This is a genomic window from Citrobacter sp. Cpo148, from assembly GCF_030332375.1.
GTDB classification, from domain to species: Bacteria; Pseudomonadota; Gammaproteobacteria; order Enterobacterales; family Enterobacteriaceae; genus Citrobacter; species Citrobacter portucalensis.
This window is the reverse complement of the sequence record NZ_JAOWHY010000042.1, coordinates 540609-566315: the sequence shown is the minus strand read 5'-3', so window position 1 is coordinate 566315 and position 25707 is coordinate 540609. Positions and strand designations below refer to the sequence as shown.

Below are 25707 nucleotides of genomic sequence, written 5' to 3'. Positions count from 1 at the left end.
CAATGATTCCTTTATTAATCAATTATTTATTATCACAGATACGGCGACCAGGCAGGGAATTTAACCTGTCCATCAGTTGCCGGAAGACGCGCTTTGAAACGCCCATCTGTAGAAACCAAATTCAGCACGGATCCCATCCCCTGAGAAGAGCTGTAGATTACCATAGTGCCGTTAGGTGCCAGACTTGGCGTTTCGTCTAGGAACGTTGACGACAGAACTTGTACGCCACCCGCTACCAGATCTTGTTTGGCAATGTGCTGCTGACCGTTGGCCGAGCTTACCATTACCATAAATTTACCGTCGCTGCTCACATCCGCATCCTGGTTTTGCGAACCTTCCCAGGTAATGCGCTGCGGAGCACCGCCGTTGACGTTAACTTTATATACCTGCGGACGACCGGCCTGGTCAGACGTAAAGGCCAGGTTTTGGCTGTCCGGGAACCAGGTAGGTTCCGTGTTGTTGCTACGACCATCCGTCACCTGACGGATCTGACCGGAACCAATGTCCATGACATACAGGTTCAGGCTACCGGTTTTAGACAGGGCAAACGCCAGTTTGCTGCCATCCGGAGAAAACGCAGGCGCACCGTTGTGACGTGGGAACGAGGCTACCTGACGAACCGCGCCGTTAGACAGTGTCTGAATAACCAGTGCAGAACGACCGCTTTCGAAGGTAACGTACGCCAGTTTTGAACCGTCCGGGGACCACGCCGGAGACATCAGCGGCTGCGGAGAACGGTGTACCACGAACTGGTTGTAACCATCGTAGTCGGACACACGTAATTCGTACGGGAACTGACCACCGTTGGTCTGAACAACATAAGCGATACGGGTACGGAATGCACCTTTAATGCCGGTCAGTTTTTCAAACACTTCGTCACTTGCAGTATGGCCCGCGTAACGCAGCCACTGCTTGTTCACTTTATAGGTGTTCTGTGCCAGTACGGTACCCGGTGCGCCACCGGTGTCAACCAGCTGATAGGCAACGCTGTAAGAACCATCCGGGTTCGGCGTAACCTGGCCGACGACTACGGCATCAATGCCCAGCGCAGACCAAGCGGCAGGTTGAACTTCCTGCGCGGTACCGGGCTGCTGAGGCAGACGAGAACGGTCTAACGGGTTAAATTTACCGCTGTTACGCAGGTCAGCACCTACGATACCACCGATATCTTCAGGTGCAGCACCCGGTCCTGCCCACTGGAAGGGGACAACACCAATCGGGCGCGCCGAGTCCACCCCCTGGGTGATCTCGATACGTACTTCTGCGTGCAGCACCGCTGCCCACAGCATCAGAAAACCAAATGCTACTCGTAATGCCTGCTTCATCATATCTCCCTTATCTGGACGGAAAGCCCACGATAATTTAGCAGAATGTTAACAAACTCAAATACACAAAACTACCAGAACTCTGTCTCAACCTTAGACCGTTTCCCCTGATTTCTCAGGGGTCGTTATTACAGTTTGAAGTCCAGTTTGGCATCTTTTACTTTTTCATAAACTGCCTGGCTAGGCGGTTTAGGAATTCTGGCGGTTTTCGCAGCCGTCAGCGCAGCCTGACACAATGCCGGATCCCCGCCCTCTTCGGTCACATCCAGTAACAGACCATCGGGTGCTAACTTGATATGTAATACGCAAGATTTACCTGCATACAAATCTGCACCATACAGACGGCTCTGGATCGCATTGCGAATTTGAGATGCGTAAGCACTGATATCAGCGCCAGATGCACCGCCATTGGCACCACTTGTACCACTATCTTTCGCCGGTTGGCCGTTTCCTTTCGCTCCACCGCCCGATTTCGGTGCATTCTTACCGGAGCTCAGGTCACCCAACAAGTCGTCAACGCCAGAGGCTGCAGCGGCTTTTTCGGCCGCAGCCTTTTTAGCAGCAGCTGCTTTATCTGCCGCAGCTTTCTTATCGGCAGCGGCTTTCTCAGCTGCAGCTTTTTTGTCTGCTGCTGCTTTTTCTGCAGCGGCTTTCTTATCAGCCGCCGCTTTTTCAGCAGCGGCAGCTTTCGCGGCAGCGGCTTTTTCTGCTTTCTCAGCAGCAGCTTTCTCGGCTGCTGCTTGCTTAGCGGCCTCAGCCTGTGCTTTCTTCGCAGCGTCCGCAGCTGCCTTAGCAGCTTGTGCTTCTGCAGCTTTCTTCGCATCAGCGGCGGCTTTAGCGGCTTCAGCCTCAGCTTTTTTCTGTGCGTCTGCAGCGGCTTTCTTCGCGGCATCTGCCGCTTGCTTAGCCTGGGCATCAGCTTTAGCCTTCGCGTCTGCAGCAGCCTTCGCCGCAGCCTCTTCAGCCTGTTTCTGTTGCTCTTGCGCTTTCGCTGCGGCGGCTTCAGCTTGCTTCTGCTGTTCCGCCTGTTCGCGCACTTTTTCCTGCGCGGCTAAACGTTCTTTTTCCAGCTGCTTCAGTCGCTCTTGCTCAGCTGCCTGCTTCTCGCGAAGTTCTTCAGCTTGCTGCTGCGCCTGCTTTTCACGCTGCTCTTCAGCGCGTTTCGCACTTGCCTGCTGTTGCTGCTGCCTGTCGTACTGTTGCACAACGGCGCCAGGATCGACCATAACGGCGTCGATGGACGAACCGCCACCGCCGCCGGCTGAAGCATCAATGTGCTCATCGAACGAACTCCAGATCAGCGCTGCAAATAAAATGACATGCAGCACCGCTGAAATAATTATCGCCCTTTTGAGCTTGTCGTTTTGTTCGGTTGCCTTTGACACTCTCGGTTCCCAAAAAACTGTTCGCCTGTTACGTGCTATCTTTCAAGCCAGCAAAACGCAGTCATCAGATTGGCTGCGTCATCAAGCCAACCGATTTTACGCCTGCACTGTGTAACAAGTTCAGCGCTTTAATTATTTCATCATAAGGCACGTCTTTCGCACCACCGATTAAAAAGACCGTTTTCGGATTGGTCTGCAGGCGGCTTTTCGCTTCCGCAATAACCTGCTCCGGTGGTAGTTGATCCATACGATCTTTCTCAACCACCACGCTGTATTGCCCAATACCGGAAACTTCAATAATGACCGGGGGTTCGTCGTTACTGCTGACGGCTTGCGATTCGGTCGCATCCGGCAAGTCGACTTCCACACTCTGCGTAATGATCGGCGCGGTTGCCATAAAGATCAGCAACAGCACCAGCAGTACGTCAAGCAGCGGTACAATATTGATTTCGGACTTGAGTTCGCGACGACCTCGTCCACGCGTTCTGGCCATGGCTTACCCCTTGTTGCTCTCGCTAACGGTAAACGCCTGGCGGTGCAGAATCGCGGTGAACTCTTCCATAAAGTTGTCGTAATTCAGTTCCAGTTTGTTCACGCGCTGGTTCAGACGGTTGTAGGCCATAACCGCTGGAATTGCCGCAAACAGACCGATAGCCGTTGCAATCAACGCTTCTGCGATACCCGGTGCGACCATTTGCAGCGTCGCCTGTTTTACCGCGCCCAGCGCGATAAATGCGTGCATGATCCCCCAAACGGTACCGAACAGACCGATATACGGGCTGATGGAGCCAACGGTGCCGAGGAATGGAATATGCGTTTCCAGCGTTTCCAGCTCACGGTTCATCGAGATACGCATCGCACGGGAAGCCCCCTCAACGACCGCTTCCGGCGCATGGCTATTCGCCCGATGCAGACGCGCAAACTCTTTGAATCCGCTGTAGAAAATTTGTTCCGAGCCCGCCAAATTATCACGACGCCCCTGGCTTTCCTGGTACAGGCGCGACAATTCAATGCCGGACCAGAACTTGTCTTCAAATGCTTCGGCTTCACGTGAAGCAGCATTAAGAATACGGGTCCGTTGGATGATGATGGCCCAGGATGCGATTGAGAAACCAATCAAAATCAACATGATAAGTTTAACCAGAAGGCTTGCCTTCAGGAACAAATCAAGGATATTCATGTCAGTCACTGCTTAAACTCCGCGACAATAGACTTGGGAAGCGCACGAGGCTTCATTTTGAGTGGATCAACGCAAACAATCAGAACTTCGGCTTCATTCAGCACGGTGTTCTCTGCGTTGACAATGCGTTGCGTGAAAACCAATGAGGTGCCACGCATTGACGTAATTTCGGTTTGAACTTCGAGCATATCGTCGAGCCGGGCAGGCGCAAAATACTCGAGGGTCATCTTGCGCACCACAAAGGCGACACGTTCGGCCAACAGGACCTGCTGACTGAAGTGATGATGACGAAGCATTTCTGTGCGTGCTCTTTCATAAAAAGCGACGTAACTGGCGTGGTAAACCACCCCACCGGCATCGGTATCTTCATAATAGACACGAACCGGCCATCGAAACATATACTTATTCATTCCTACTGCCTCTTTGTTGGCTTCGCCCACTCGCACCAGTTACTTACCTTCGTAAGCGTCTGGTGATTCGCGTTCTTGCCGCCGCGATGCATCAAGAATGTCGTTGTATATCGCGCTGTCTTCACTGTACATCCCGGTAATGCAATTAGGTTGTGTCCTGTGGTTGTTCGCGGATGGCGCTGACGAAAATTTTTGCACAGAACAAGGCGCGAGTGGCGAAGTTTGGTAATTCCAAACAAGACGCAAGTAACGCAGTACTGTGCAAAAAGATTCTCAGCCCTTCGGGACGCGTTCCATCAGGATGTTCTCTGTGTTGTCGCACTTGGACATAGTTCTACTATGTCCAGCGCACTCCGCCTTGATAACGTCCTGATGGTACAGCGTCGCCACCGCACACAACCACAGGGCACAACCTCAGGTTAGTGCTTTCAAACTTCGCTACTATACGCGCGGGAATGGTGCTTTGGAATGGGGGAAAGTAAACGGAGAGTAAAAAATTATGGGCTTATGCAAGCCCATAAATATTTAAGGATGTTTCTTATTCAAAAGAAGAAGAAAATCAGACCAACAACGAGGACAATATCCGCGATCAGCGGGCAGAAGATGCCCTGCCAATGTACGGCGCGAGGACGGAAGCCAACGCCGTGAATAATGCCTGCGCAGACCGCCCACATCAGCAGGAAACCATGCCAGATTTCAAGCTCACTGGTTTTGGCCGCGAAACGAGACGGATCCCAGAATATGCAGCCAGCCAACACGATTGCCAGCACAAATGAAAGCGCCCGCAAGGGGCGCTTGTCCATCGCGTTGTATACCATCGCGATAATGTTGGTCATTAGCTATCTTCTTGCCCGGCTTTGCCTGATTCAACGTGCTCAAGCGCCAGCGCTGTGATTATCCCAAATGCACAGGCAAGAAGCGTTCCCAAAATCCATGCGAAATACCACATTTTAAGCTCCTTACTTAGTACAGAGAGTGGGTGTTGCTTTCAATATCTTCTTTAGTGATGCGACCGAACATCTTCCAGTAACACCAGCTGGTGTACAGCAGAATGATCGGTACAAACACCGCCGCGACCCAGGTCATCAGATTCAATGTACGCTGGCTGGAGGTGGCATCCCACATGGTCAAACTTGCGTTCATCATGGTGCTGGATGGCATCACAAACGGGAACATTGCGATACCGGCAGTCAGGATGATGCAGGCTAACGTCAGTGAGGAGAAGACGAACGCCCATGCCCCTTTCTCCATACGAGAAGTCAGGATGGTCAACAGCGGCAGAACCACGCCCAGTGCAGGAACCAGCCACAGGATAGGTGCATTGTTAAAGTTCACCATCCATGCGCCAGCCACACGAGCCACTTCTTTGGTCAGCGGGTTAGAGGCAGCATGATGATCCAGTGCTGAGGTCACAACATAACCGTCAATACCATAAATCACCCACACACCGGCCAGCGCGAAGCAGACCAGAGTCACCAGCGCCGCAACCTGTGAAGTTGCACGAGCACGCAGATGCAGTTCACCTACCGTACGCATCTGCAGATAGGTCGCACCCTGGGTGATGATCATCCCAACGCTCACGACACCTGCCAGCAGACCAAACGGATTCAGCAACTGGAAGAAGTTACCGGTGTAGTACAAACGCATGTAGTCATCTACGTGGAACGGAACCCCTTGCAGCAGGTTACCGAACGCCACACCAATCACCAGCGGTGGCACGAAGCTACCAATGAAGATGCCCCAGTCCCACATGTTGCGCCAGCGCATATCTTCAATCTTAGAGCGGTAGTCAAAACCGACCGGACGGAAGAACAAGGACGCCAGAACCAGAATCATCGCCACATAGAAACCGGAGAACGCAGCGGCATAGACCATCGGCCAGGCAGCGAACAGTGCGCCACCCGCGGTGATGAGCCAAACCTGGTTACCGTCCCAGTGCGGGGCAATGGAGTTAATCATAATTCGACGCTCGGTATCATTACGACCGAGGAAACGGGTGAGCATGCCCACCCCCATGTCGAAGCCATCAGTGACCGCAAAACCAATCAGCAGAATGCCAACCAGCAGCCACCAGATAAAACGCAATACTTCATAATCGATCATTTGACGACTCCTGTCTTAGCGTGCCGGCTGAGAAGTCACAGTGGACTGCTCGTAGTGATAACGACCGGTTTTCAGGCTACTCGGCCCAAGGCGTGCGAACTTGAACATCAGATACAGTTCAGCCACCAGGAACAGGGTATACAGGCCGCAAATCAACAGCATCGAGAAGATGAGGTCGCCAGCAGTCAGCGAAGAGTTCGCTACGGCTGTTGGTAACACTTCACCAATCGCCCACGGTTGACGACCGTACTCTGCAACAAACCAACCGGATTCAATAGCAATCCACGGCAGAGGAATCGCATACAGCGCGGTGCGCAGCAGCCATTTTTTCTCACCGATACGGTTACGAAGCACAGTCCAGAAGGACACCGCGATAATTGCCAGCATCAGAATGCCGCATGCCACCATGATACGGAAAGCGAAGTACAGCGGCGCAACGCGAGGAATAGAATCTTTCGTTGCCTGCTGAATTTGCGCTTCGGTCGCGTCGGTAACTTTGTCCGTATAGCGTTTCAACAGCAGACCATAACCCAGGTCTTTCTTCATGCTGTTGAACTGGTCACGAACGGCCTGGTCGGTAGTACCAGCACGCAGTTCTTCCAGCAACTGATACGCTTTCATCCCGTTACGGATACGCTCTTCGTGTTGCACCATCAGATCTTTCAGACCAATGACCGGTGTATCAACAGAGCGGGTGGCAATGATGCCCAGCGCATAAGGAATCTGAATCGCAAAATGGTTTTCCTGCGCATCCTGGTCCGGAATACCGAACAGCGTGAAGGAAGCCGGTGCAGGCTGAGTTTCCCATTCTGCTTCAATCGCAGCGAGTTTGGTTTTCTGCACGTCGCCCATTTCGTAACCAGATTCATCACCCAGAACGATAACAGACAGAATAGCAGCCATACCAAAGCTGGCAGCGATAGCAAAAGAACGTTTAGCAAACGCGAAGTCACGACCGCGCAGCATATAGTAGGAGCTGATACCCAGAACGAACATCGCGCCACATACATAACCAGATGCCACAGTGTGAACAAATTTCACCTGTGCTACCGGGTTGAGCACCAGTTCAGAGAAGCTCAGCATCTCCATACGCATGGTTTCGAAGTTGAAATCCGCTGCGATTGGGTTCTGCATCCAGCCGTTCGCAACCAGAATCCACAACGCGGACAGGTTAGAACCCAGAGCCACCAGCCAGGTGACACACATATGCTGGACTTTACCCAAACGGTCCCAGCCGAAGAAGAACAGACCTACAAAGGTGGATTCGAGGAAGAAGGCCATCAAACCTTCGATCGCCAGCGGCGCACCGAAAATATCCCCTACATAGTGGGAGTAGTAAGACCAGTTAGTCCCGAACTGGAACTCCATGGTCAGACCGGTAGCCACACCCAGAGCGAAGTTGATACCAAACAACTTGCCCCAGAACTTGGTCATATCTTTATAAATCTGTTTGCCGGAAAGGACGTAGACCGTTTCCATGATGGCCAACAAGAACGCCATACCGAGCGTCAGTGGCACAAACAGGAAGTGGTACATCGCGGTCAAGGCAAACTGTAAGCGCGACAGTTCGACTATATCTAACATCATGACTCCTTGCTCATCGCATGAAGACTCCGAGAGTGAACCCCGTTAGAAAGGGTCACACGCATGCCCCAATACAAATTTATCTGCTTCCTTCCGCCGCTACCCTTTCCTCTCATTTGAAGAAAGGACAATGATGAAAGGTTACAAACATGTTAATAAAACACTCAAATTGATCCCGCAATTATATTACGCCGTAAAATCCTTACAATAAACAGGTTTTTATCGAGACAAATTTGCATTTTTCGATAGTGATCAATTTATAGCTAATTTACCACTTTCAGACCAATTTGATCTGAAGCAATTTACCCTCTTTTGATGCTGTTTTCCAAGTTTTAAACATTGATTTAAATCAATTTTCAAATTTAATGTTAATAGTGTTTAGCACTCACGCTACTAGTAAACGCGATGTTAACAACATGTTTTTCAATGAGTAATTACCGTTACTACAAATGATAGGATATTTATTTAAATGTACACGATCTTTTAACCAGCCCGGATGACTTAATTGATAGAAGATAAAGAATCACTAATGCTGGGTAGCTCACAGTTTTTTGTTTAGCAAGTCATGGATTTGTTATTTCATACAAATTATTCATTTAAATTTTACTTATAATTAACACCGAGATGTAACTATCTCAACTGGAAGCGAAAACGTTCCACAATGACCGATGCATTGCGTTTGTCGTTCTGCGAGAGAACGCTGACGTTTCGCTTAAGTCATCACTGAAAGTTATCATTAACACCCCCTCTTCTCTTATGTGGCAAAGATTAAATATGCCACAAACATTTCCTTATCATTTTTATCCTAAATTTAACAAAAATGAATTGTGACATATAAGATTAAAAAATAAAAAACCGTTATGTCGTTCACAAGTTAATTAGTAATTGGGATTTTTGAAATTATTTAAAACACGTCATAAACGGCGCGCATAACAAAATAAGATTTCGATCACAAACATGGCAAGTCATTTATTGCCCAATTCTCTAATAAATTAAAACCAGCTAAGAAAAGATAATCCATCACATTGATTATGAAAGAATTTTATAGATGACAAATATAACAATCATTTTTCTCAGGATATTTTGAAAATAGATCAATTGCTTCCTTTTTCGCTTCCACAGAAACTCCAACCCTATTAAGAGGTTGTCACAATCCATGTTCTAAATATTAGAAAATAATTTCACTTATTGACCATCAGCCCTACAGAGGATTACCCATGAAGAAATCTACACTTGTTATTGGCGTCATCGGTGCTGACTGCCATGCAGTAGGTAATAAAGTTCTGGATCGCGTTTTTACTGCTCATGATTTTCACGTAATCAACCTCGGGGTGATGGTGAGCCAGGATGAATATATTGATGCTGCGATTGAAACAGGCGCCGATGCCATCGTGGTGTCCTCTATCTACGGTCATGGCGACATTGACTGCCTCGGATTGCGTGAGCGCTGCATCGAACGCGGCCTTGGCGACATTCTGCTGTACGTCGGCGGCAACCTGGTCGTCGGTAAACATGACTTCGCCGACGTGGAAGTGAAGTTTAAAGAGATGGGCTTTAACCGGGTCTTCGCCCCCAGCCACGATCTGGAAGATGTTTGCGCGCTTATCACTAATGATATTCACCAACACAATGGCCTCGAACAGCGTTGCCTGGAAGAGGCCATCTGATGCAAACAGTTTCTGTCGATATCGGCTCGACATGGACCAAGGCAGCCCTCTTCGCACATGAAGGCGAGGAATTAACCCTGGTAAACCATGTCCTGACCCCAACCACCACACATCATCTGGCAGACGGTTTTTTTGCCAGCCTGAATCAGGTGCTGAATGTTGCCGATGCTCGCCCGTTACTGAAAAGTGGTGAAGTGCAGTTGAAATACTCCTCCTCAGCGAAAGGTGGGCTCGCCGTTGCAGCAATGGGGCTGGTGCCTTCCATTACGCTGGAGTCGGCAAAAGTTACCGCCCATTCGGCAGGAGCGAAAATCGCGCAATATTATTCGTACAAGCTGAACCGTCATGACATCCAGGAGCTGGAATCATCACCGCCAGACATTCTGTTGTTTACCGGCGGGACAGACGGTGGCGAAGAAAGTTACGGCCTGGCGAATGCGCACGCGCTGGCAGGCTCAAAGCTTGATTGCGCCATTATCTACGCCGGAAACCGGGACATTCAGGACGAAATACAAGCAATTCTGGGACATAAGGATCTGACCACGGTAGACAACATTCTGCCGGACCTCGATCACCCGAATCCGTTTGCCGCGCGCCAGGCGATTTGCGATGTGTTCTTGTCACGCATCGTCAAAGGCAAAGGTCTGGACGTTATCGTCGGCGAAACAGGCGAAGAGCCTATGCCGACGCCATGGACGGTATATGAGTTAGTCAAAGCCATTAGCGATTACGACAGCGCATGGAAGGAATTCATGCTGATTGATATGGGCGGAGCCACCACGGATGTCTATTCGGCCAGCGCGAATACCCTCTCCCCCGATACCGTCCTGCATGGTGTTCCTGAACCGTTCGTCAAACGTACCGTTGAAGGCGACCTTGGAATGCGCGTTTCCGCCGTTGTGGTGGGAGAAAGCACGCAGGATATGGTGAAAGTCATCTTCGCCCAGCAGCCACAGCGCGAGGAAGCGTTTTACCGCTATCTACGCCACCTGGTTGGGCAACCGGATTACCTGCCACTCAGCGAGGAAGAGAAATATTTCGACACCCTGCTGGCAGGTTTATGCGTGGGCTATGCCGCTGAGCGCCACGCGGGCACTAAAAAGCAGGTTTGCACCTGCGTGGGTAATGTGGATTTACAGATGGGTCGCGATCTCACCACCGTACGCAAAATCGTCGGTTCAGGGGGATGGCTCTCTCGCGCCAGCCAGTTCGATATCCATAACTGGCTCAAATACAGGGAGCTGGACGACCAGGGTAAAAGAATTCTGTTACCGAATCAGTTTGAGTATTACCGCGATTCAAATGGCCTGCTCCCTCTACTGGCAAACGTCGCCAGGCTGTACCCGCAAGCCGCTGCTCGCACCAGCATTCAGTGTTTAACCCTATAAAACTTAAGGCAGCTACGAATGGAACTTCGAAATAAAAAATTGACCCACGACGAATTTATGACCGAAAGGCATCAGGTGTTACAAACCTGGGAAACCGGCAAAGACGTTGAGAACTTCGAAGATGGCGTGAAGTACCAGCAATCAATTCCAGAGAAAAAGCGTTTCTCCCTCGCCCTGCTGAAGGCCGATCAGGAAGGTAAAACTCTGAGCCAGCCGCGCGCAGGTGTGGCATTAATGGATGAGCATATTGCGCTGCTCAAAACATTGCAGGAAGAGTGCGACCTCCTGCCAAGTACTATCGATGCCTATACCCGTCTGAACCGCTATGAAGAAGCCGCTGTCGGGATCCAAAAATCCATCGAAGCAGGTACTTCCAAGCTGAATGGTTTACCGGTCGTCAATCACGGGGTTGCTGCCTGCCGTCGTATGACTGAATCGCTGGATAAACCGATCCAGGTTCGCCACGGTACACCGGATGCGCGTCTGCTGGCAGAAATCGCCATGGCCAGTGGCTTTACCAGCTACGAAGGCGGCGGTATCTCCTACAACATCCCTTACGCCAAACGCGTCACCCTGGAAAAATCTATCCGTGACTGGCAGTACTGCGACCGTCTGATGGGTCTGTACGAAGAGAACGGCATTCGCATCAACCGTGAGCCGTTTGGTCCGCTGACCGGCACGCTGATCCCGCCGTTCATGTCCCACTCAGTCGCGATTATCGAAGGTCTGCTGGCGCTGGAGCAGGGCGTGAAGTCTATTACCGTCGGTTACGGCCAGGTCGGTAGCCTGACACAGGATATCGCTGCTATTCAGGCACTGCGTGAACTGTCCCACGAATACTTCCATAACCATGGCTTCGACGATTACGAGCTGAGCACCGTTTTCCACCAGTGGATGGGCGGATTCCCGGAAGATGAAGCAAAAGCCTTCTCCGTTATCGCCTGGGGCGCAGCGGTTGCCGGTATGTCTGGTGCCACAAAAGTTATTACCAAAAGTCCGCACGAAGCATTCGGTATCCCAACCGCGGCAGCTAACGCCCAGGGTCTGAAAGCGTCACGCCAGATGCTCAACATGGTCAGCGATCAGAAATTCCCGCAGTGCGCTGCCGTGGAGCAGGAAGTTGACCTGATTAAGAGCGAAGTCCGCGCGGTATTGAAGAAAGTCTTCGAACTGGGCAATGGCGACATTGCGCGCGGTACGGTGCTGGCCTTTGAAGCTGGCGTGCTGGATGTGCCTTTCGCTCCTGCCGCCTGTAACGCCGGTAAGATCCTGCCTGTTCGCGATAACACAGGCGCAATCCGTATTCTTGAAGCCGGTGCCGTGCCGCTGCCGAAAGATATTCTCGCCCTGCACCACGACTACGTTGCAGAGCGCGCACATTTCGAAGGTCGCAAGCCTTCTTTCCAGATGGTCATTGATGACATCAACGCCGTATCCCACAGTAAATTAATAGGAAGACCATAATGAAAATTAAACAGGCCCTTTTCACAGCTGGCTACTCCTCATTTTATTTTGACGATCAGCAGGCCATCAAAAACGGCGCCGGTCATGACGGGTTTATCTATACCGGCGATCCGGTAACGCCTGGATTTACGTCTGTTCGTCAGGCGGGTGAATGTGTTTCCGTACAGCTGATTCTGGAAAACGGCGCGGTGGCTGTGGGCGATTGCGCAGCGGTGCAATATTCAGGTGCAGGCGGTCGTGACCCGCTGTTCCTGGCTGAAAACTTCATTCCGTTCCTCAACGACCACATCAAGCCGTTGCTGGAAGGTCGTGACGTTGATTCGTTCCTGACCAACGCCCGTTTCTTTGACGAACTGCGTATTGATGGCCATCTGCTGCATACCGCCGTACGTTATGGTCTGTCTCAGGCGCTGCTCGACGCAGCGGCACTGGCTACCGGTCGTCTGAAAGCCGAAGTGGTTTGTGATGAATGGCAGCTGCCATGCGTCCCGGAAGCCATTCCGTTATTTGGTCAGAGCGGCGACGACCGTTATATCGCCGTCGACAAGATGATCCTCAAAGGTGTGGATGTCCTGCCGCATGCGCTGATCAATAACGTAGAAGAGAAGCTGGGCTTTAAAGGTGAAAAACTGCGTGAGTACGTCCGCTGGTTGTCTAACCGCATCCTGAGCCTGCGCACCAACGATAGCTATCACCCAACGCTGCACATTGATGTCTACGGCACCATCGGTCTGATCTTCGATATGGATCCAGTGCGTTGCGCCGAATACATCGCCAGCCTGGAAGCCGAAGCGCAAGGCCTGCCGCTGTACATTGAAGGCCCGGTTGATGCCGGTAACAAGCCGGATCAGATCCGCATGTTAACCGAGATCACTCAGGAGCTGACTCGTCTGGGTTCTGGCGTGAAAATCGTTGCGGATGAATGGTGTAACACCTATCAGGACATCGTGGACTTCACCGACGCGGGCAGCTGCCACATGGTGCAGATTAAAACCCCGGACCTGGGCGGTATTCACAACATCGTTGATGCAGTGCTGTATTGCAACAAACACGGAATGGAAGCCTATCAGGGCGGTACCTGTAACGAAACGGAAATCAGTGCTCGTACCTGCGTACACGTCGCGCTGGCCGCGCGTCCAATGCGCATGCTGATCAAACCGGGTATGGGTTTCGATGAAGGTCTCAACATCGTGTTTAACGAAATGAACCGCACCATCGCGCTGTTGCAAACTAAGGATTAAGAGATGGCACGCACATTTAAGATCTTATCGCCTACGGCTATCCTGGGTTATGGCTTCCCGGAAGAAAGTTTTCGTAAAGCCATGGAAGAGTCACCGGATCTTATTGCTGTTGACGCAGGTTCCTCCGATCCTGGCCCCCACTACCTGGGGGCAGGTAAACCCTTTACTGACAGGGCCGGTGTGAAACGCGATCTGCGCTATATGATTGTGGCAGGCGTTAAGAACAACATCCCTGTCGTGATCGGCACAGCCGGTGGTTCTGGCGCAGCTCCGCATCTGGAGTGGTGTCGCCAGATAATCCATGAGATCGCGCAGGAAGAAAAACTGTCGTTCTCAATGGCGCTGATTCCGTCTGATGTCGACAAAGAAATCGTTCATCAGGCGCTGGATAACGGCAAAATCACCGCGCTCGATTTTGTGCCTGAACTGACTCACGAGGCCATTGAAGAGAGCACCTACATTGTCGCGCAGATGGGCGTCGAGCCTTTCCAGCGTGCGCTGAAAGCCGGTGCGCAGGTGGTCCTGGGCGGGCGTGCCTACGATCCGGCCTGCTTCGCCGCGCTGCCGATTATGCAGGGCTTTGATGAAGGTCTGGCGCTTCATTGCGGTAAGATCCTTGAGTGTGCAGCCATTGCCGCCACCCCTGGTTCCGGCTCAGATTGTGCGATGGGAATCATTGACGATAACGGCTTTACGCTGAAGGCGTTCAATCCCAAGCGTAAGTTCACCGAGACTTCCGCAGCAGCGCACACCCTGTACGAGAAGTCAGATCCGTACTTCCTGCCAGGGCCAGGCGGTGTGCTGAACCTGAAGGCATGCACTTTCACCCAGGTTAACGAGGGCGAAGTGTATGTCAGCGGTTCACGCCATGAAGAAACACCGTATGCGTTGAAACTGGAAGGTGCACGCCAGGTTGGCTTCCGTTGCCTGACCATCGCCGGAACACGTGACCCGATTATGATTGCCGGGATTGACACGATTCTTGAAGAGGTACAGGCAAGCGTTGCACGTAACCTCTCACTGAATGACGACAGTATCCGCATGACGTTCCACCTGTACGGTAAGAACGGTGTGATGGGCAACCATGAGCCGATGAAAACTGCGGGCCATGAACTGGGAATTTTACTGGATGTCGTTGCGCCAACGCAGGATATCGCTAACAGTGTTTGCTCGCTGGTGCGCTCTACCCTGCTGCACTACGGCTATGAAAATCGCATTGCGACTGCGGGCAACCTCGCCTTCCCGTTCTCGCCATCTGATATTCAGAGTGGACCGGTGTATGAGTTCTCGATCTATCACCTGATTGAAGCGAGCGATGCGCTGCGTTTTGATTTCCACATTGAACAGGTGACGCCAGAAGGAGTTCAGGCATGAAAAACTCAATTTGTTCACTGGCACAAGTTATTCGTTCCAAAAATGCCGGACCGTACGAACTGGTTTTAGATATTTTATTTAAAACAAGGGAAGACTATCAGCGGGTAAAAGCCTGCGAGCAATTAACGCCGCAGCTTATTGCCGGTTTATATAATGTTGAGCCTGAATTTATTCACAATATCGTCTGGTTCGATCCAGCGAATGCCGTAAAAATCGTCATGCCACGAGATATTATTTCCGGCAATGTCGGTGACAATGATGTTTATGGTGCGCAGCAACACGCTCCATTATTAAGTATTGAGTTCGACTTGTAACAAAAAAACACAATAACAACCATTGGAGCACAGAATTCAGCTGTATCACAGTGCTTCGAATTATTCATGCGGTTGGTCACAACAGGCGTGCGTCTGAGCTGCTGTCCAGGTTCAGGCGCACGCCACCCTACACAATTCCAATTACCAGCCTTTATCCGATGGAGTACACATGAAGAAAATTAGTTTAACGAAGATGATCATATTAGGCCTGATACTCGGCATGATTGCCGGGGTGGCCATAAATAATATGGCCGCGGCTGAAACAGCAAAATCTTATGCAGCAGATATTTCCATTTTCACCACCATATTCTTACGTATGGTGAAAATGATTATCGCTCCATTGGTTATTTCAACTCTGGTTGTAGGTATTGCCAAAATGGGCGATGCCAAAACGCTGGGACGTATATTTTCGAAAACCTTCTTCCTGTTTATTTGCGCCTCTCTGGTGTCAATTGCACTGGGTCTGGTTATCGTTAATATCTTCCAGCCAGGCGCAGGTATCAACTTTGTGCCACATGACGTCGGAGCCGTTGCCGCCGTTAAGTCAGAGCCATTCACGCTGAAAGTATTCATCTCACACGCGGTACCGACCAGTATTGTCGATGCGATGGCGCGTAACGAAATTCTGCAGATCGTCGTGTTCTCAATCTTCCTCGGTTGCAGCCTCGCTGCGATTGGTGAAAAAGCCGATCCTATCGTGAAAGTGCTGGATTCACTGGTGCACGTCATGCTGAAGCTGACGGGTTACGTCATGCTGTTTGCACCATTGACCGTTTTTGCCGCTATTTCAGGTCTGATTGCCGAACGTGGTCTAGGTGTGATGGTTAGCGCCGGGATCTTCATGGGTGAGTTCTACCTGACGCTGGGTATGCTGTGGGCGATCCTCATTGGCCTGTCTACTATGATCGTCGGGCCTTGCATCGCACGGTTAACTAAATCAATCCTCGAACCCGCTCTGCTGGCCTTTACCACTTCAAGCTCTGAAGCCGCCTTCCCGGGTACGCTGGACAAGCTGGAAAAATTCGGTGTTTCGTCAAAAATCGCCAGCTTCGTTCTGCCTATCGGTTATTCCTTTAACCTAGTCGGTTCCATGGCTTATTGCTCATTTGCCACCGTCTTTATTGCCCAGGCGTGCAACATCGAACTGAGCATGGGCGAGCAAATCACCATGCTGTTGATCCTGATGCTCACCTCGAAAGGAATGGCAGGCGTACCGCGCGCATCAATGGTGGTTATCGCTGCAACCCTGAACCAGTTCAACATTCCAGAAGCAGGTCTGATTCTGCTGATGGGTGTCGATCCGTTCCTCGATATGGGTCGTTCCGCCACGAACGTTATGAGTAACGCCATGGGAGCAGCCATTGTCAGCCGTTGGGAAGGTGAACACTTCGGCCAGGGTTGCCGTGGCTCTGCACCAGTGAAGTCCCCGGAGCAGGAACGTCCGGTTACCGAAACGGAAGTCGCTTTGTCCTGACAGTAGAAGAACAACTAATCGTAGGCCGGATAGCGGCGTGAACGCCCTATCCGGCCTACTGGATTGTTTTCCCAACAACACCAACAGGAATGCATAATGAATAAAACAATTCTCGGCGTGAGTCTCTTTTCTTTCAGCGTCTTGTTTAGCGCAACCACATTCGCGCAAACCACGCCCGACTACGCCAAGCTGATAGAACAGGCTCATCAGAAGTACAAAAGTAACAACGATGGAAAAGTCGCCGACTACATCCCTGCTCTGGCGACCTATAGCCCGAAAAATTTTGCCATCACCATTGCGACGGTGGACGGCAAGATCTACCAGGTTGGCGATGTTAACAAACCTTTCCCAATGGAATCCCTGAGTAAAGTGTTCACCATGGCGCTCGCCATGGAGCAGCACGGTCCTCAGGTAGTGCTGGATAAACTTGGCGCCAATGCCACCGGAATGCCATTCAACTCAGGTTTAGCTGTTGAACTGACCAAAGGCGCGCCTGAAAACCCTCTGGTAAACGCCGGGGCCATGAGCACCGTTAGCCTGATCGAAGCCAAAGACAAAACCGATCGTTGGAACAAAATCCTCGACAACCTGAACGTCTGGGCCGATGCCACTCTCACCGTGAACGAACCGGTTTTCAAATCTGAAATGGAAACCAACCAGCACAATCAGGCGCTGGCCAAACTGATGGAATCCTATAACAGCTTCTATGGCAACACTGACGAAGCCGTTGAAATTTATACCCGCCAGTGCTCGGTGGATATCACCGTTGAGCAACTGGCCAAAATGGGTGCTGTACTCGCGAACAAAGGCAAATCTCCGTTCAACGGTAAACAGTTGCTGAATGAGAAATATGTTCCGCAGGTGCTGGCAGAAATGGCAATTGCCGGGCTTTACGACGGTAGCGGTAAATGGCTGTACACCGTTGGCATCCCGGCGAAAAGCGGCGTCGGCGGCGGCATGGTTGCCGTTGTCCCAGGCGAATATGCGATTGCGGTCTATTCTCCGCCGCTTGATGAAGCCGGAAACAGCGTTCGTGCCCAGAAAACTATCGAATATGTCGCCGAAGCGACAAAAGCCAATGTCTTTTTAGCCAAATAACTTTACGCCGGATGGCGCTTCGCTTATCCGACCTACACCAATGCGTTAATCGTAGGCCGGATAAGCGAAGCGCCATTCGGTAAACAACACGAAGAGGTGAGAAGTAAACATGTCTAAACCATTTGTCTGGCAGGAACTCTTTGTTCAGAGTAAAGATAGTACCGAGTATGAATTACTTAGTAACCAGCACGTTACGGTAACGGAGTTAGACGGAGAGGAAGTGATCAAGGTTGCACCGGAAGCGTTAACCTTGTTAGCACAGCAGGCGTTTTATGAGGCTTCATTTTTCCTGCGCGCCGGACATTTAAAACAGATTGCCAGCATTTTGCACGACCCACAGGCCAGCAGTAACGATAAGTACGTCGCATTGCAGCTGCTGCGCAATGCAGAGGTTTCAGCTAAAGGCGTACTGCCCAACTGCCAGGATACCGGGACGGCAACCATTGTGGCCAGCAAAGGACAACATGTCTGGACCGGCGGCGATGACGCAGAAGCATTAAGCAAAGGCGTGTATTCCACCTTTACCGAAAACAACCTGCGTTACTCGCAAAATGCCCCGCTGGATATGTATACCGAGGTCAATACCCAGACCAACCTGCCCGCACAAATCGATATTAGCGCCACCCCAGGTAACGAATACCGTTTCCTGTTCGTCAATAAAGGTGGCGGCTCAGCTAACAAAGCGGCGCTGTACCAGGAAACCAAATCCATTCTACAACCGGAAAAACTCACTGCGTTCCTGATCGAAAAAATGAAATCACTGGGTACAGCCGCTTGTCCGCCGTATCACATCGCTTTTGTGGTTGGGGGCTTATCCGCCGACCAGGCGCTGAAAGTCGCCAAACTGGCTTCAACCAAATATTACGATAATCTACCCACCAGCGGGAACGAGCTGGGCCAGGCGTTCCGTGATACGGCGCTGGAAGCCGAGTTGCTCAATGCCAGCCGCGAGTTTGGCATCGGGGCGCAGTTTGGCGGCAAATACTTTGCCCACGATATCCGCGTAATTCGCTTACCGCGCCACGGCGGCTCCTGCCCAATCGCGATGGCCCTCTCCTGCTCTGCCGACCGTAACATTAAGGCCAAAATTAATAAACACGGTATCTGGCTGGAGAAACTCGAGCATAATCCGGGCAAATTCATTCCTGATTCACAGCGAGTAGAAAACGGTGCCCAGACCGTACAACTGGATCTGAACCGTCCGCTGCGTGACATTCTGCATGACCTTTCCGCTCTGCCCATTGGTACACGCCTGTCGTTAAGCGGCCCGATTGTTGTCGCTCGCGATATCGCCCACGCGAACATCAAAGCGCGACTGGATAACGGCGAACCGATGCCGGAATACATGAAAAAGCATATCGTTTACTACGCGGGTCCCGCCAAAACCCCGGAAAATCAGGCTTGTGGCTCAATGGGGCCCACCACCGGCGGGCGCATGGATGGGTATGTCGATGCTTTCCAGGCACAAGGCGGCAGCCTCATTATGCTCACCAAGGGTAACCGCAGCCAGCAGGTCACTGATGCCTGTCAGAAACACGGTGGATTTAGCCTCGGCAGCATTGGCGGTGCAGCAGCCCTGCTGGCGCAGCAGTACGTGAAAAGCCTGCAGTGCCTTGAATATCCCGAACTGGGAATGGAAGCCGTATGGATGATGGAAGTTAAAAATATGCCGGCCTTCGTATTAGTGGATGACAAAGGCAATAACTTCTTTAGCCAGTTCGAGCAGCAGCATCGCTGCGCAACTTGTCCGGCAGGGCATTAAGGAGTTTCCATGGAAGCGCGCGCCAATAACGACAGACACCGTCAGCGTCAGCAGAAGCTGAAAGAGCAGGTTGATACCCGCGTAGCGGCGGCAACGGAGAAGAAAGGGATCCTGATTGTCTTCACCGGCAACGGAAAAGGAAAATCCACCGCAGCCTTTGGCACGGCAACGCGCGCAGTGGGTCACGGAAAAACCGTTGGCATCGCGCAGTTTATTAAAGGTCAGTGGGATAATGGCGAGTACAACACGCTGCAACCTCTCGGCGTCGAGTTCCATATTATGGGTACCGGATTTACCTGGGAAACCCAAAATCGGCAAGCAGATATCGAGGCGGCAACGGTTGTCTGGCAGGAAAGTAAGCGCATGCTGGCTGATGCGCATTACGATCTAGTGGTGCTGGATGAACTCACCTACATGCTTGCTTACCACTATCTGGATACGCAAGAGGTTATCAGCGCCATCGAAAATCGTCCTGCCGGTCAGAGCGTTATCGTCACAGGACGCGGATGCCATACGCTGTTACTGGAACTGGCCGATACGGTCAGTGAAATTCGCCCGGTCAAACACGCGTTTGACCGCGGTATTCAGGCACAGATTGGGATCGACTGGTAGCCGTTCTTTTGCCGGATAACGATGCTAACGCGTCTTATCCGGCCTACCCATCGTTGTAGGCCTGATAAGGCGCAAGCCACCTTCAGGCAGCCGATACCACGGACTTACTGAGCAACCAGTTACGGAAAATCTGTAAATGCTCGGATTCCGATTTCTCTTCACGCCACGTCATAATAAATCGATTCCCGGTACGCATTGGAACATCGCAAGGAATGACCATATCACCGCTGTCCAGATCGTGCTGAATGGCAAAACGTGGGAGCAGCGCAACGCCCAGATTAGAGCGGACCGCCGCGATCAGCATCGATAACAAATCAAATCTCGGACCTTTATTCACCAGCGGACTGCTGACATCTGACAGCGCAAACCACTCCTGCCACCCTTTGATGCGCGTGCTTTGGTGTAAGAGCGGAAATTCGTTTAGTAATTCGTTCACCGCCAGTTTTCGTTCCGGTTCGGCCAGCAAACAGCGACTGCAAACCGGCAGAATTTCCTCTTCAAACAGGTACTCAACCCCTGACCATGGCGAATAAAAGTCTTCGCGCATGATTGCCGCGTCATACTCTCGATTGAGAAAATCACCAATATTCGCCAGGGAATGAATGTTCACGATAATATCAGGATTAAGTTTGTTAAATTCACGCAGGTTTGGGATCAGCCAGTGCGTGCTGAACGTCGGATTCACCGCCAGCTCAATAACCTGTACCGTCGGCTGCCAGGTCATTATCGTCGTCGTATCTCGTTCAAGTTTATTTAACGTTTCTTTAACGATACTTAAATAGTGTTTGCCGGCCGCATTTAAGAAAATGCGTTTTTTGGCATGATTAAATAGCGCGGTATTGAGAAAATCCTCCAGTGCATTTACCTGGCGGAAAACAGCACTTTGTGTCAAAGCCAGCTCTTCAGCTGCCCGGGTATAACTTTCGTGACGCGCAACAACTTCAAAAGTTACCAGCAACTCCGTCTTGGGTATTTTTCCTCTCATAACCTCTTCCATATGCAGCGTACAAAAATAGTTTAATTTATAAAAAATAATTCAAGCTACCCAGATAAGCACCGAGAGTTATATTTTATTTCATCCATTAATGTCATTGATCCAATCCATGATTTACTCACACTGATGGCGGATAAATATTAACCAATAATACTCAAGAGCAGCAATAAACACAATTTAAATAAGGTTAAACCTAAGCAAATGGTGCCAATAAGTTCTTAATAATTTTTCAAGTTATCTTGTTTATTGCAGAAAAAACTTTGCGAGATTAATCAATATTATCAGTGCGATAATTTTGGATAATTTCACGTTATAACTTACGGGCAAACGACTGCTTTTTATCATTCCTTGATGTAGTTTCTGCCTTTTTTTGATTGATGTGATAAAGGACACAATGTGAAAACTTTCGGAAAGGTCTGGCTCGTTGGGGCAGGTCCCGGTGATATTTCATTACTTACCCTCAAAGCAATGATGTGCATTAAACAGGCTGATGTCATTATTTACGATCGGCTGGTCAATCCTAAAATTTTGGAATGGGCATTACCTGATTGTCTGCTTATCAATGTCGGCAAAAACCCGGGTTTCCATTGTGTACCTCAGGATGAAATCAATGCACTGCTTGTCCAGTATGCCCAAACGCACAATAATATTGTGCGTCTGAAAGGCGGCGATCCGTATGTTTTTGGACGTGGGGCTGAAGAAGTTGAAGATCTCGTCGAGACGGGCATCCCGTTTGAAGTGGTGCCGGGTATTAGCTCAACCATTGGTGGCCTGACCTATGCCGGGATTCCGGTAACACACCGCGATTTCGCCTCGGGATTTCACGTGGTAACCGGTCATACGCGGGAGGGCAACCAACAGCAGGACTGGCGTCAGCTGGCCAAACTGAATGGTACGCTGGTTATCGTCATGGGTATCGCCAATCTGGCGTTTATCTGTGAGGAATTATTGATGGGTGGAAAATCAGCAGATACGCCTGCAGCGCTAATTATGTCCGCCACCCGCGATAACCAACGCCGACTGACCTGTACGCTCGGTTCACTACTGAGCAAGGCGCAGGAAGCTAACATCCTCCCCCCTGCGCTGATAGTGATTGGTGATGTGGTAACCCTGAGCGATCGGCTCTCTTTTATCCCTGAAGCCATCACGCTGCCGGAAAACCTTTACTGCGACAGTCTGGCATGACGAAAAGACTGGGGCGACGTTTGATGCGCCGCCCGGAAAACACGGCAAAAGTAACTGGTTTGTGCGTATTGGAGTTTCCGGGCAATGCTGTCTATTGAATGAACGGGATCGTGCAATAACTCCCCCGCTTTTTGCATTTTTTTCTGATTCACCCAGGTTTTAAAGTTAACGCCCTGCCGTTTCTTAAAAAAACGGCTGAAATAGTTTGCGCTTAAGCAAACGTGAGCTGCTACGGATTCCAGGGATAATTCACTATATAAATTCTCATCAATATAACGCAACGCTGCCAGAAGCTTTTTCTCGTGTCGGGAAGGCTCTGTAAAATAATGACGCATGTAACTGGTCGGCGGGATAACAAACTCATCAGGTTGTTGCTGTTCTGTCTCAAAATTATCAACAATATAATTTAATAAATTAGCTGATGCCACCAGTGTATTATTATCGACTACCGCCACCTGACTCCATTCAGCTTTTATTTTTGGTTCATCCATCCATGAGCATTCATTATCAATAACGATAGTTTTATATTCCTGATATTTTGCCCGCACCTGCCCACAGAGCATAAAACCGTACAGATGCCCCTCGCGAATTAATGGCATAGAAAACAGACTTAGCCCTGCATGGCAGCTGAGTATTCTGGGTTTAAGGTGTTTTAATCCTTCAAAAGCACAATATTTGTCACACTTTTGGCAACTCGTACAATAGCGTTCATCCGCCCGCATTAATGTGCAGAACGAATTAAAGTTATGGCAATCCGAGAGAGTTTTTCCGTTAACATCAACCACAACCGTGGCTAATCCAGTCGCACTGGAGAATACTTTTGCTATCGAGAAAAAACGTTGTAGATAATCATCCTGGATTTTCAACGACACGGCATCCTCCGGCATTAATGAAATTAAAGCCGGTAATATGCAGAATTTAATCAAGAGAAAGAATGATGCTCACCGCAAAAAATAATCTCATTTATGCAGATGATTATGATCAATTGGCAAGAGAGTTAAAGCAACCACGATAATACTCCGCTGCATGCTACTGACTTCGCTTTCTCAAAGATTAACGAATCTTCACACTCTCTTGTGAGACTCTTTTCGCAAAACAAAACATCTTTTTCCATTATTTTCAATAGATTACTCATTTTTACTGTGAATCAATGATGTGCTTATTTGTGATAATCATCATGTGAATGTGAAAGGCCCTCCTGAATAATATGTTCAATTAGCAAACAATCTGAACGGAGTTGATCCATGGCCGTCACCACAGGCGTTATCGCCGACGATTTCACCGGCGCAACGGACATTGCAAGCTTTATGGCGCAGCAGGGGTGGCGCGTTGCGCTACTGCCCGGAATGCCTGATACCACTCAATGCTGGAATGAAGAGGTCGAAGCTATCGTCATCTCGCTGAAAAGCCGCTCATTACCCGCAGAACAGGCCATCGCACAATCTCTGTCCTGTGCCCGCTGGCTGAAACAAAAGGCAGGTGTCCGCCAGATCTATTTTAAATATTGTTCGACGTTCGACTCCACGCCAACAGGCAACATTGGACCGGTCAGCGATGCGTTGATGAACGAGCTGCATACACCCGTGATCGTCCACTGCCCCGCCCTGCCGCAAAACGGGCGCACGGTGGTGCATGGCCATCTTTTTGTAAACGGCGTACTGCTTAACGAATCCGGGATGGAAAAGCATCCGCTTAATCCTATGACCGATGCCAGCCTGCCGCGCCTGCTGAGCGCGCAAACGCCAGGTAAGGTTGGTTGCATTAACCTCACGATACTGCGTCAAGGTGTGGAAGCGGTCACTAACGCTCTGGCCCAACTTCAGGCTGAAGGTACGCGTCACGTTATCGTCGATACGCTGGATGAAGCAGATCTCAACACGCTGGCGCAGGCACTCCATGCCAGCCCTCTGTTAGCCGGGGGCTCCGGGCTCGGTGGCGCACTGGCCGCCTGCACCGGAACTCAGCAAACCATGCCGCTGGACGCTTTTCCACTACCTGCTAAAACGGTGGTGTTCTCCGGTAGCTGTTCTGCAATGAGTAATCGTCAGGTCAATCGCTATAAGGCCGCAGCAGCCTCTCGTGTACTCGACGTGGCCCGCTGCCTGTCTGATACAGAACGCTACACTGATGAACTGTGTGCCTGGGCGATGACGCATATCAACGACCCATTCGCGCCGATGATATACGCCACCCAGCCGCCAGACATACTCCAACGCATTCAACAAGAGTACGGCGAACAGACTGCCAGCCAGGCGATCGAACACGCTTTTTCCCGACTGAGCACAAAGCTACAAGTTGCAGGTGTAAACACCTTTATCGTCGCAGGCGGAGAAACATCCGGCACCGTGGTAGAGGCACTGCAGGTGAAGCGTCTGTCCGTTGGCAAAGCCATTGCGCCTGGCGTGCCGTGGGTATTTTCCTCCGGTCTGGCGCTGGCGCTGAAGTCAGGCAACTTTGGTAACGAAGATTTCTTTTTTACAGCCCAGGAGTACGCATTATGAATCCGGTGAGTGAACACCAACTACGCGAACTACTCGTCCGCTATGGCCGTTCCTTGTTTATGCGTGGTTACAGCAGCGGCGGCTCCGGCAACCTCAGCGTCAAATTGCCGGATGGCGGCTATCTGGTGACCCCGACCAACTCCTGCCTGGGTGAGCTTGATCCTGCCACGCTAAGTAGGCTGGATGCCAACGGCGTGCATCTTAGCGGCGACAAACCGTCAAAAGAGGTACCCATGCATCTGGCGTGGTATCGTCATCGGCCATCCTGCGGCGCGGTTGTGCACCTGCATTCTCCATGGCTGACCGCGCTCTCCTGTCTGCCTTGCTCTACGCCAGAAAACTGTCTACCGCCACTAACGCCATACTATGTGATGCGCGTCGGACAGCTACCGCTGCTGCCTTATTTCAAGCCCGGCCATGAAGGCATTGCCAGCGCACTGAGTGAAATCGCGGCAGATCATACGGCTGCGTTGCTGGCCAATCACGGGCCGGTAGTAAGCGGTCGCTCGCTGCGTGAGGCGGTGTTTAACGCCGAGGAACTAGAAGACAGCGCCCGCATCTGGCTGACATTAAAACCGCTCGGCTATGTTCCGCTCTCAGAAGAGGCGGTGGCCGAACTTGAACATTCCCGGCAAGCGTGAGGTGA

The 25707-nt window shown here is 50.8% G+C and carries 23 protein-coding genes and 1 pseudogene; 13 read left to right on the top strand and 11 right to left on the bottom strand.

All coding sequences use genetic code 11. The features are described 5' to 3' along the window. Positions 1-32: 32 nt before the first annotated feature. From tolB to cydA, 9 genes are all read right to left on the bottom strand, one after another. Positions 33-1325: a Tol-Pal system beta propeller repeat protein TolB gene (gene tolB / locus OGY10_RS09275; protein ID WP_003022981.1), complete on the bottom strand. Its 1293-nt coding sequence runs from the start codon at positions 1323-1325 to the stop codon at positions 33-35. 128 nt (positions 1326-1453) lie between these two features. Further along, entirely contained in the window at positions 1454-2710 is a 1257-nt protein-coding gene (gene tolA, locus OGY10_RS09270; protein WP_008784157.1) for a cell envelope integrity protein TolA, read from the bottom strand. A gap of 64 nt (positions 2711-2774) precedes the next feature. After that, positions 2775-3203: a colicin uptake protein TolR gene (gene tolR / locus OGY10_RS09265; RefSeq protein WP_003022978.1), complete on the bottom strand. Its 429-nt coding sequence runs from the start codon at positions 3201-3203 to the stop codon at positions 2775-2777. 3 nt (positions 3204-3206) lie between these two features. Beyond that, positions 3207-3899, bottom strand: a complete 693-nt coding sequence (gene tolQ / locus OGY10_RS09260) for a Tol-Pal system protein TolQ (protein WP_003022976.1) — start codon at positions 3897-3899, stop codon at positions 3207-3209. Continuing rightward, a complete protein-coding gene (ybgC, locus tag OGY10_RS09255) occupies positions 3896-4300 on the bottom strand; it encodes a tol-pal system-associated acyl-CoA thioesterase (protein WP_003831439.1) in 405 nt (134 codons plus the stop codon). The genes tolQ and ybgC overlap by 4 nt, the downstream gene beginning before the upstream one ends. 542 nt (positions 4301-4842) lie before the next feature. Further along, on the bottom strand, positions 4843-5136 hold the full coding sequence (gene ybgE, locus OGY10_RS09250; RefSeq protein WP_003831434.1) for a cyd operon protein YbgE: 294 nt from the start codon (positions 5134-5136) through the stop codon (positions 4843-4845). Continuing rightward, complete coding sequence (gene cydX, locus OGY10_RS09245) at positions 5136-5249, bottom strand: cytochrome bd-I oxidase subunit CydX (RefSeq protein WP_003022970.1); 114 nt, start codon at positions 5247-5249, stop codon at positions 5136-5138. The genes ybgE and cydX overlap by 1 nt, the downstream gene beginning before the upstream one ends. 14 nt (positions 5250-5263) lie before the next feature. Further along, on the bottom strand, positions 5264-6403 hold the full coding sequence (gene cydB, locus OGY10_RS09240; protein ID WP_003831431.1) for a cytochrome d ubiquinol oxidase subunit II: 1140 nt from the start codon (positions 6401-6403) through the stop codon (positions 5264-5266). Positions 6404-6418: 15 nt separating this feature from the next. Then, positions 6419-7987: a cytochrome ubiquinol oxidase subunit I gene (gene cydA / locus OGY10_RS09235; protein ID WP_008784156.1), complete on the bottom strand. Its 1569-nt coding sequence runs from the start codon at positions 7985-7987 to the stop codon at positions 6419-6421. Positions 7988-9204: 1217 nt separating this feature from the next. On the opposite strand from cydA, the gene glmS reads away from it, so the two are divergent. The 10 genes and pseudogenes from glmS (at position 9205) to cobO (ending at position 20381) form a co-directional block, all read left to right on the top strand. After that, positions 9205-9654, top strand: coding sequence for a methylaspartate mutase subunit S (glmS, locus tag OGY10_RS09230; protein WP_003022963.1), 450 nt, complete (start codon positions 9205-9207; stop codon positions 9652-9654). Next, positions 9654-11042 (top strand): methylaspartate mutase accessory protein GlmL, encoded by a 1389-nt coding sequence (glmL, locus tag OGY10_RS09225; RefSeq protein ID WP_174770547.1) that lies wholly within the window; start codon positions 9654-9656, stop codon positions 11040-11042. The genes glmS and glmL overlap by 1 nt, the downstream gene beginning before the upstream one ends. Positions 11043-11060: 18 nt before the next feature. Then, a complete protein-coding gene (locus tag OGY10_RS09220; RefSeq protein WP_003831428.1) occupies positions 11061-12506 on the top strand; it encodes a methylaspartate mutase subunit E in 1446 nt (481 codons plus the stop codon). Next, positions 12506-13747, top strand: a complete 1242-nt coding sequence (locus tag OGY10_RS09215) for a methylaspartate ammonia-lyase (RefSeq protein ID WP_032942736.1) — start codon at positions 12506-12508, stop codon at positions 13745-13747. Before OGY10_RS09220 ends, OGY10_RS09215 begins: the two co-directional genes overlap by 1 nt. A 3-nt stretch (positions 13748-13750) precedes the next feature. Next, positions 13751-15121 carry an acyclic terpene utilization AtuA family protein gene (locus tag OGY10_RS09210; protein ID WP_003022951.1) on the top strand — a complete coding sequence of 457 codons (1371 nt, stop codon included), beginning with the start codon at positions 13751-13753 and terminating at the stop codon, positions 15119-15121. After that, a complete protein-coding gene (locus tag OGY10_RS09205) occupies positions 15118-15435 on the top strand; it encodes a DUF4387 domain-containing protein (RefSeq protein ID WP_286576657.1) in 318 nt (105 codons plus the stop codon). The genes OGY10_RS09210 and OGY10_RS09205 overlap by 4 nt, the downstream gene beginning before the upstream one ends. 169 nt (positions 15436-15604) lie before the next feature. Then, positions 15605-16886: pseudogene (locus OGY10_RS09200) on the top strand (dicarboxylate/amino acid:cation symporter); the annotation flags it as partial. Between the two features lie 119 nt (positions 16887-17005). After that, positions 17006-18007, top strand: a complete 1002-nt coding sequence (gene glsA, locus OGY10_RS09195) for a glutaminase A (protein WP_032942734.1) — start codon at positions 17006-17008, stop codon at positions 18005-18007. A 109-nt stretch (positions 18008-18116) separates the two neighbouring features. After that, positions 18117-19769 carry a class I fumarate hydratase gene (locus tag OGY10_RS09190; protein WP_060682560.1) on the top strand — a complete coding sequence of 551 codons (1653 nt, stop codon included), beginning with the start codon at positions 18117-18119 and terminating at the stop codon, positions 19767-19769. A gap of 9 nt (positions 19770-19778) precedes the next feature. After that, positions 19779-20381, top strand: coding sequence for a cob(I)yrinic acid a,c-diamide adenosyltransferase (cobO, locus tag OGY10_RS09185; RefSeq protein ID WP_003022939.1), 603 nt, complete (start codon positions 19779-19781; stop codon positions 20379-20381). Between the two features lie 82 nt (positions 20382-20463). Here cobO and OGY10_RS09180 read toward each other — a convergent pair whose 3' ends face one another. Next, positions 20464-21366, bottom strand: coding sequence for a LysR substrate-binding domain-containing protein (locus OGY10_RS09180; RefSeq protein ID WP_003022936.1), 903 nt, complete (start codon positions 21364-21366; stop codon positions 20464-20466). 405 nt (positions 21367-21771) lie between these two features. Here OGY10_RS09180 and cobA point away from each other — a divergent pair, with 405 nt between their 5' ends. Then, positions 21772-22560: a uroporphyrinogen-III C-methyltransferase gene (cobA, locus tag OGY10_RS09175; RefSeq protein WP_003831416.1), complete on the top strand. Its 789-nt coding sequence runs from the start codon at positions 21772-21774 to the stop codon at positions 22558-22560. On the opposite strand, the gene OGY10_RS09170 is transcribed toward cobA, so the two are convergent. Continuing rightward, the gene (locus tag OGY10_RS09170) at positions 22539-23432 is read right to left on the bottom strand and encodes a PocR ligand-binding domain-containing protein (protein WP_060682561.1); all 894 of its coding nucleotides are present in this window, start codon (positions 23430-23432) and stop codon (positions 22539-22541) included. The genes cobA and OGY10_RS09170 overlap by 22 nt on opposite strands. A 372-nt stretch (positions 23433-23804) precedes the next feature. On the opposite strand from OGY10_RS09170, the gene otnK reads away from it, so the two are divergent. Then, positions 23805-25061: a 3-oxo-tetronate kinase gene (otnK, locus tag OGY10_RS09165; protein WP_191226252.1), complete on the top strand. Its 1257-nt coding sequence runs from the start codon at positions 23805-23807 to the stop codon at positions 25059-25061. After that, positions 25058-25702, top strand: a complete 645-nt coding sequence (otnC, locus tag OGY10_RS09160) for a 3-oxo-tetronate 4-phosphate decarboxylase (protein ID WP_191226253.1) — start codon at positions 25058-25060, stop codon at positions 25700-25702. Before otnK ends, otnC begins: the two co-directional genes overlap by 4 nt. The last annotated feature ends 5 nt before the right edge of the window (positions 25703-25707 follow it).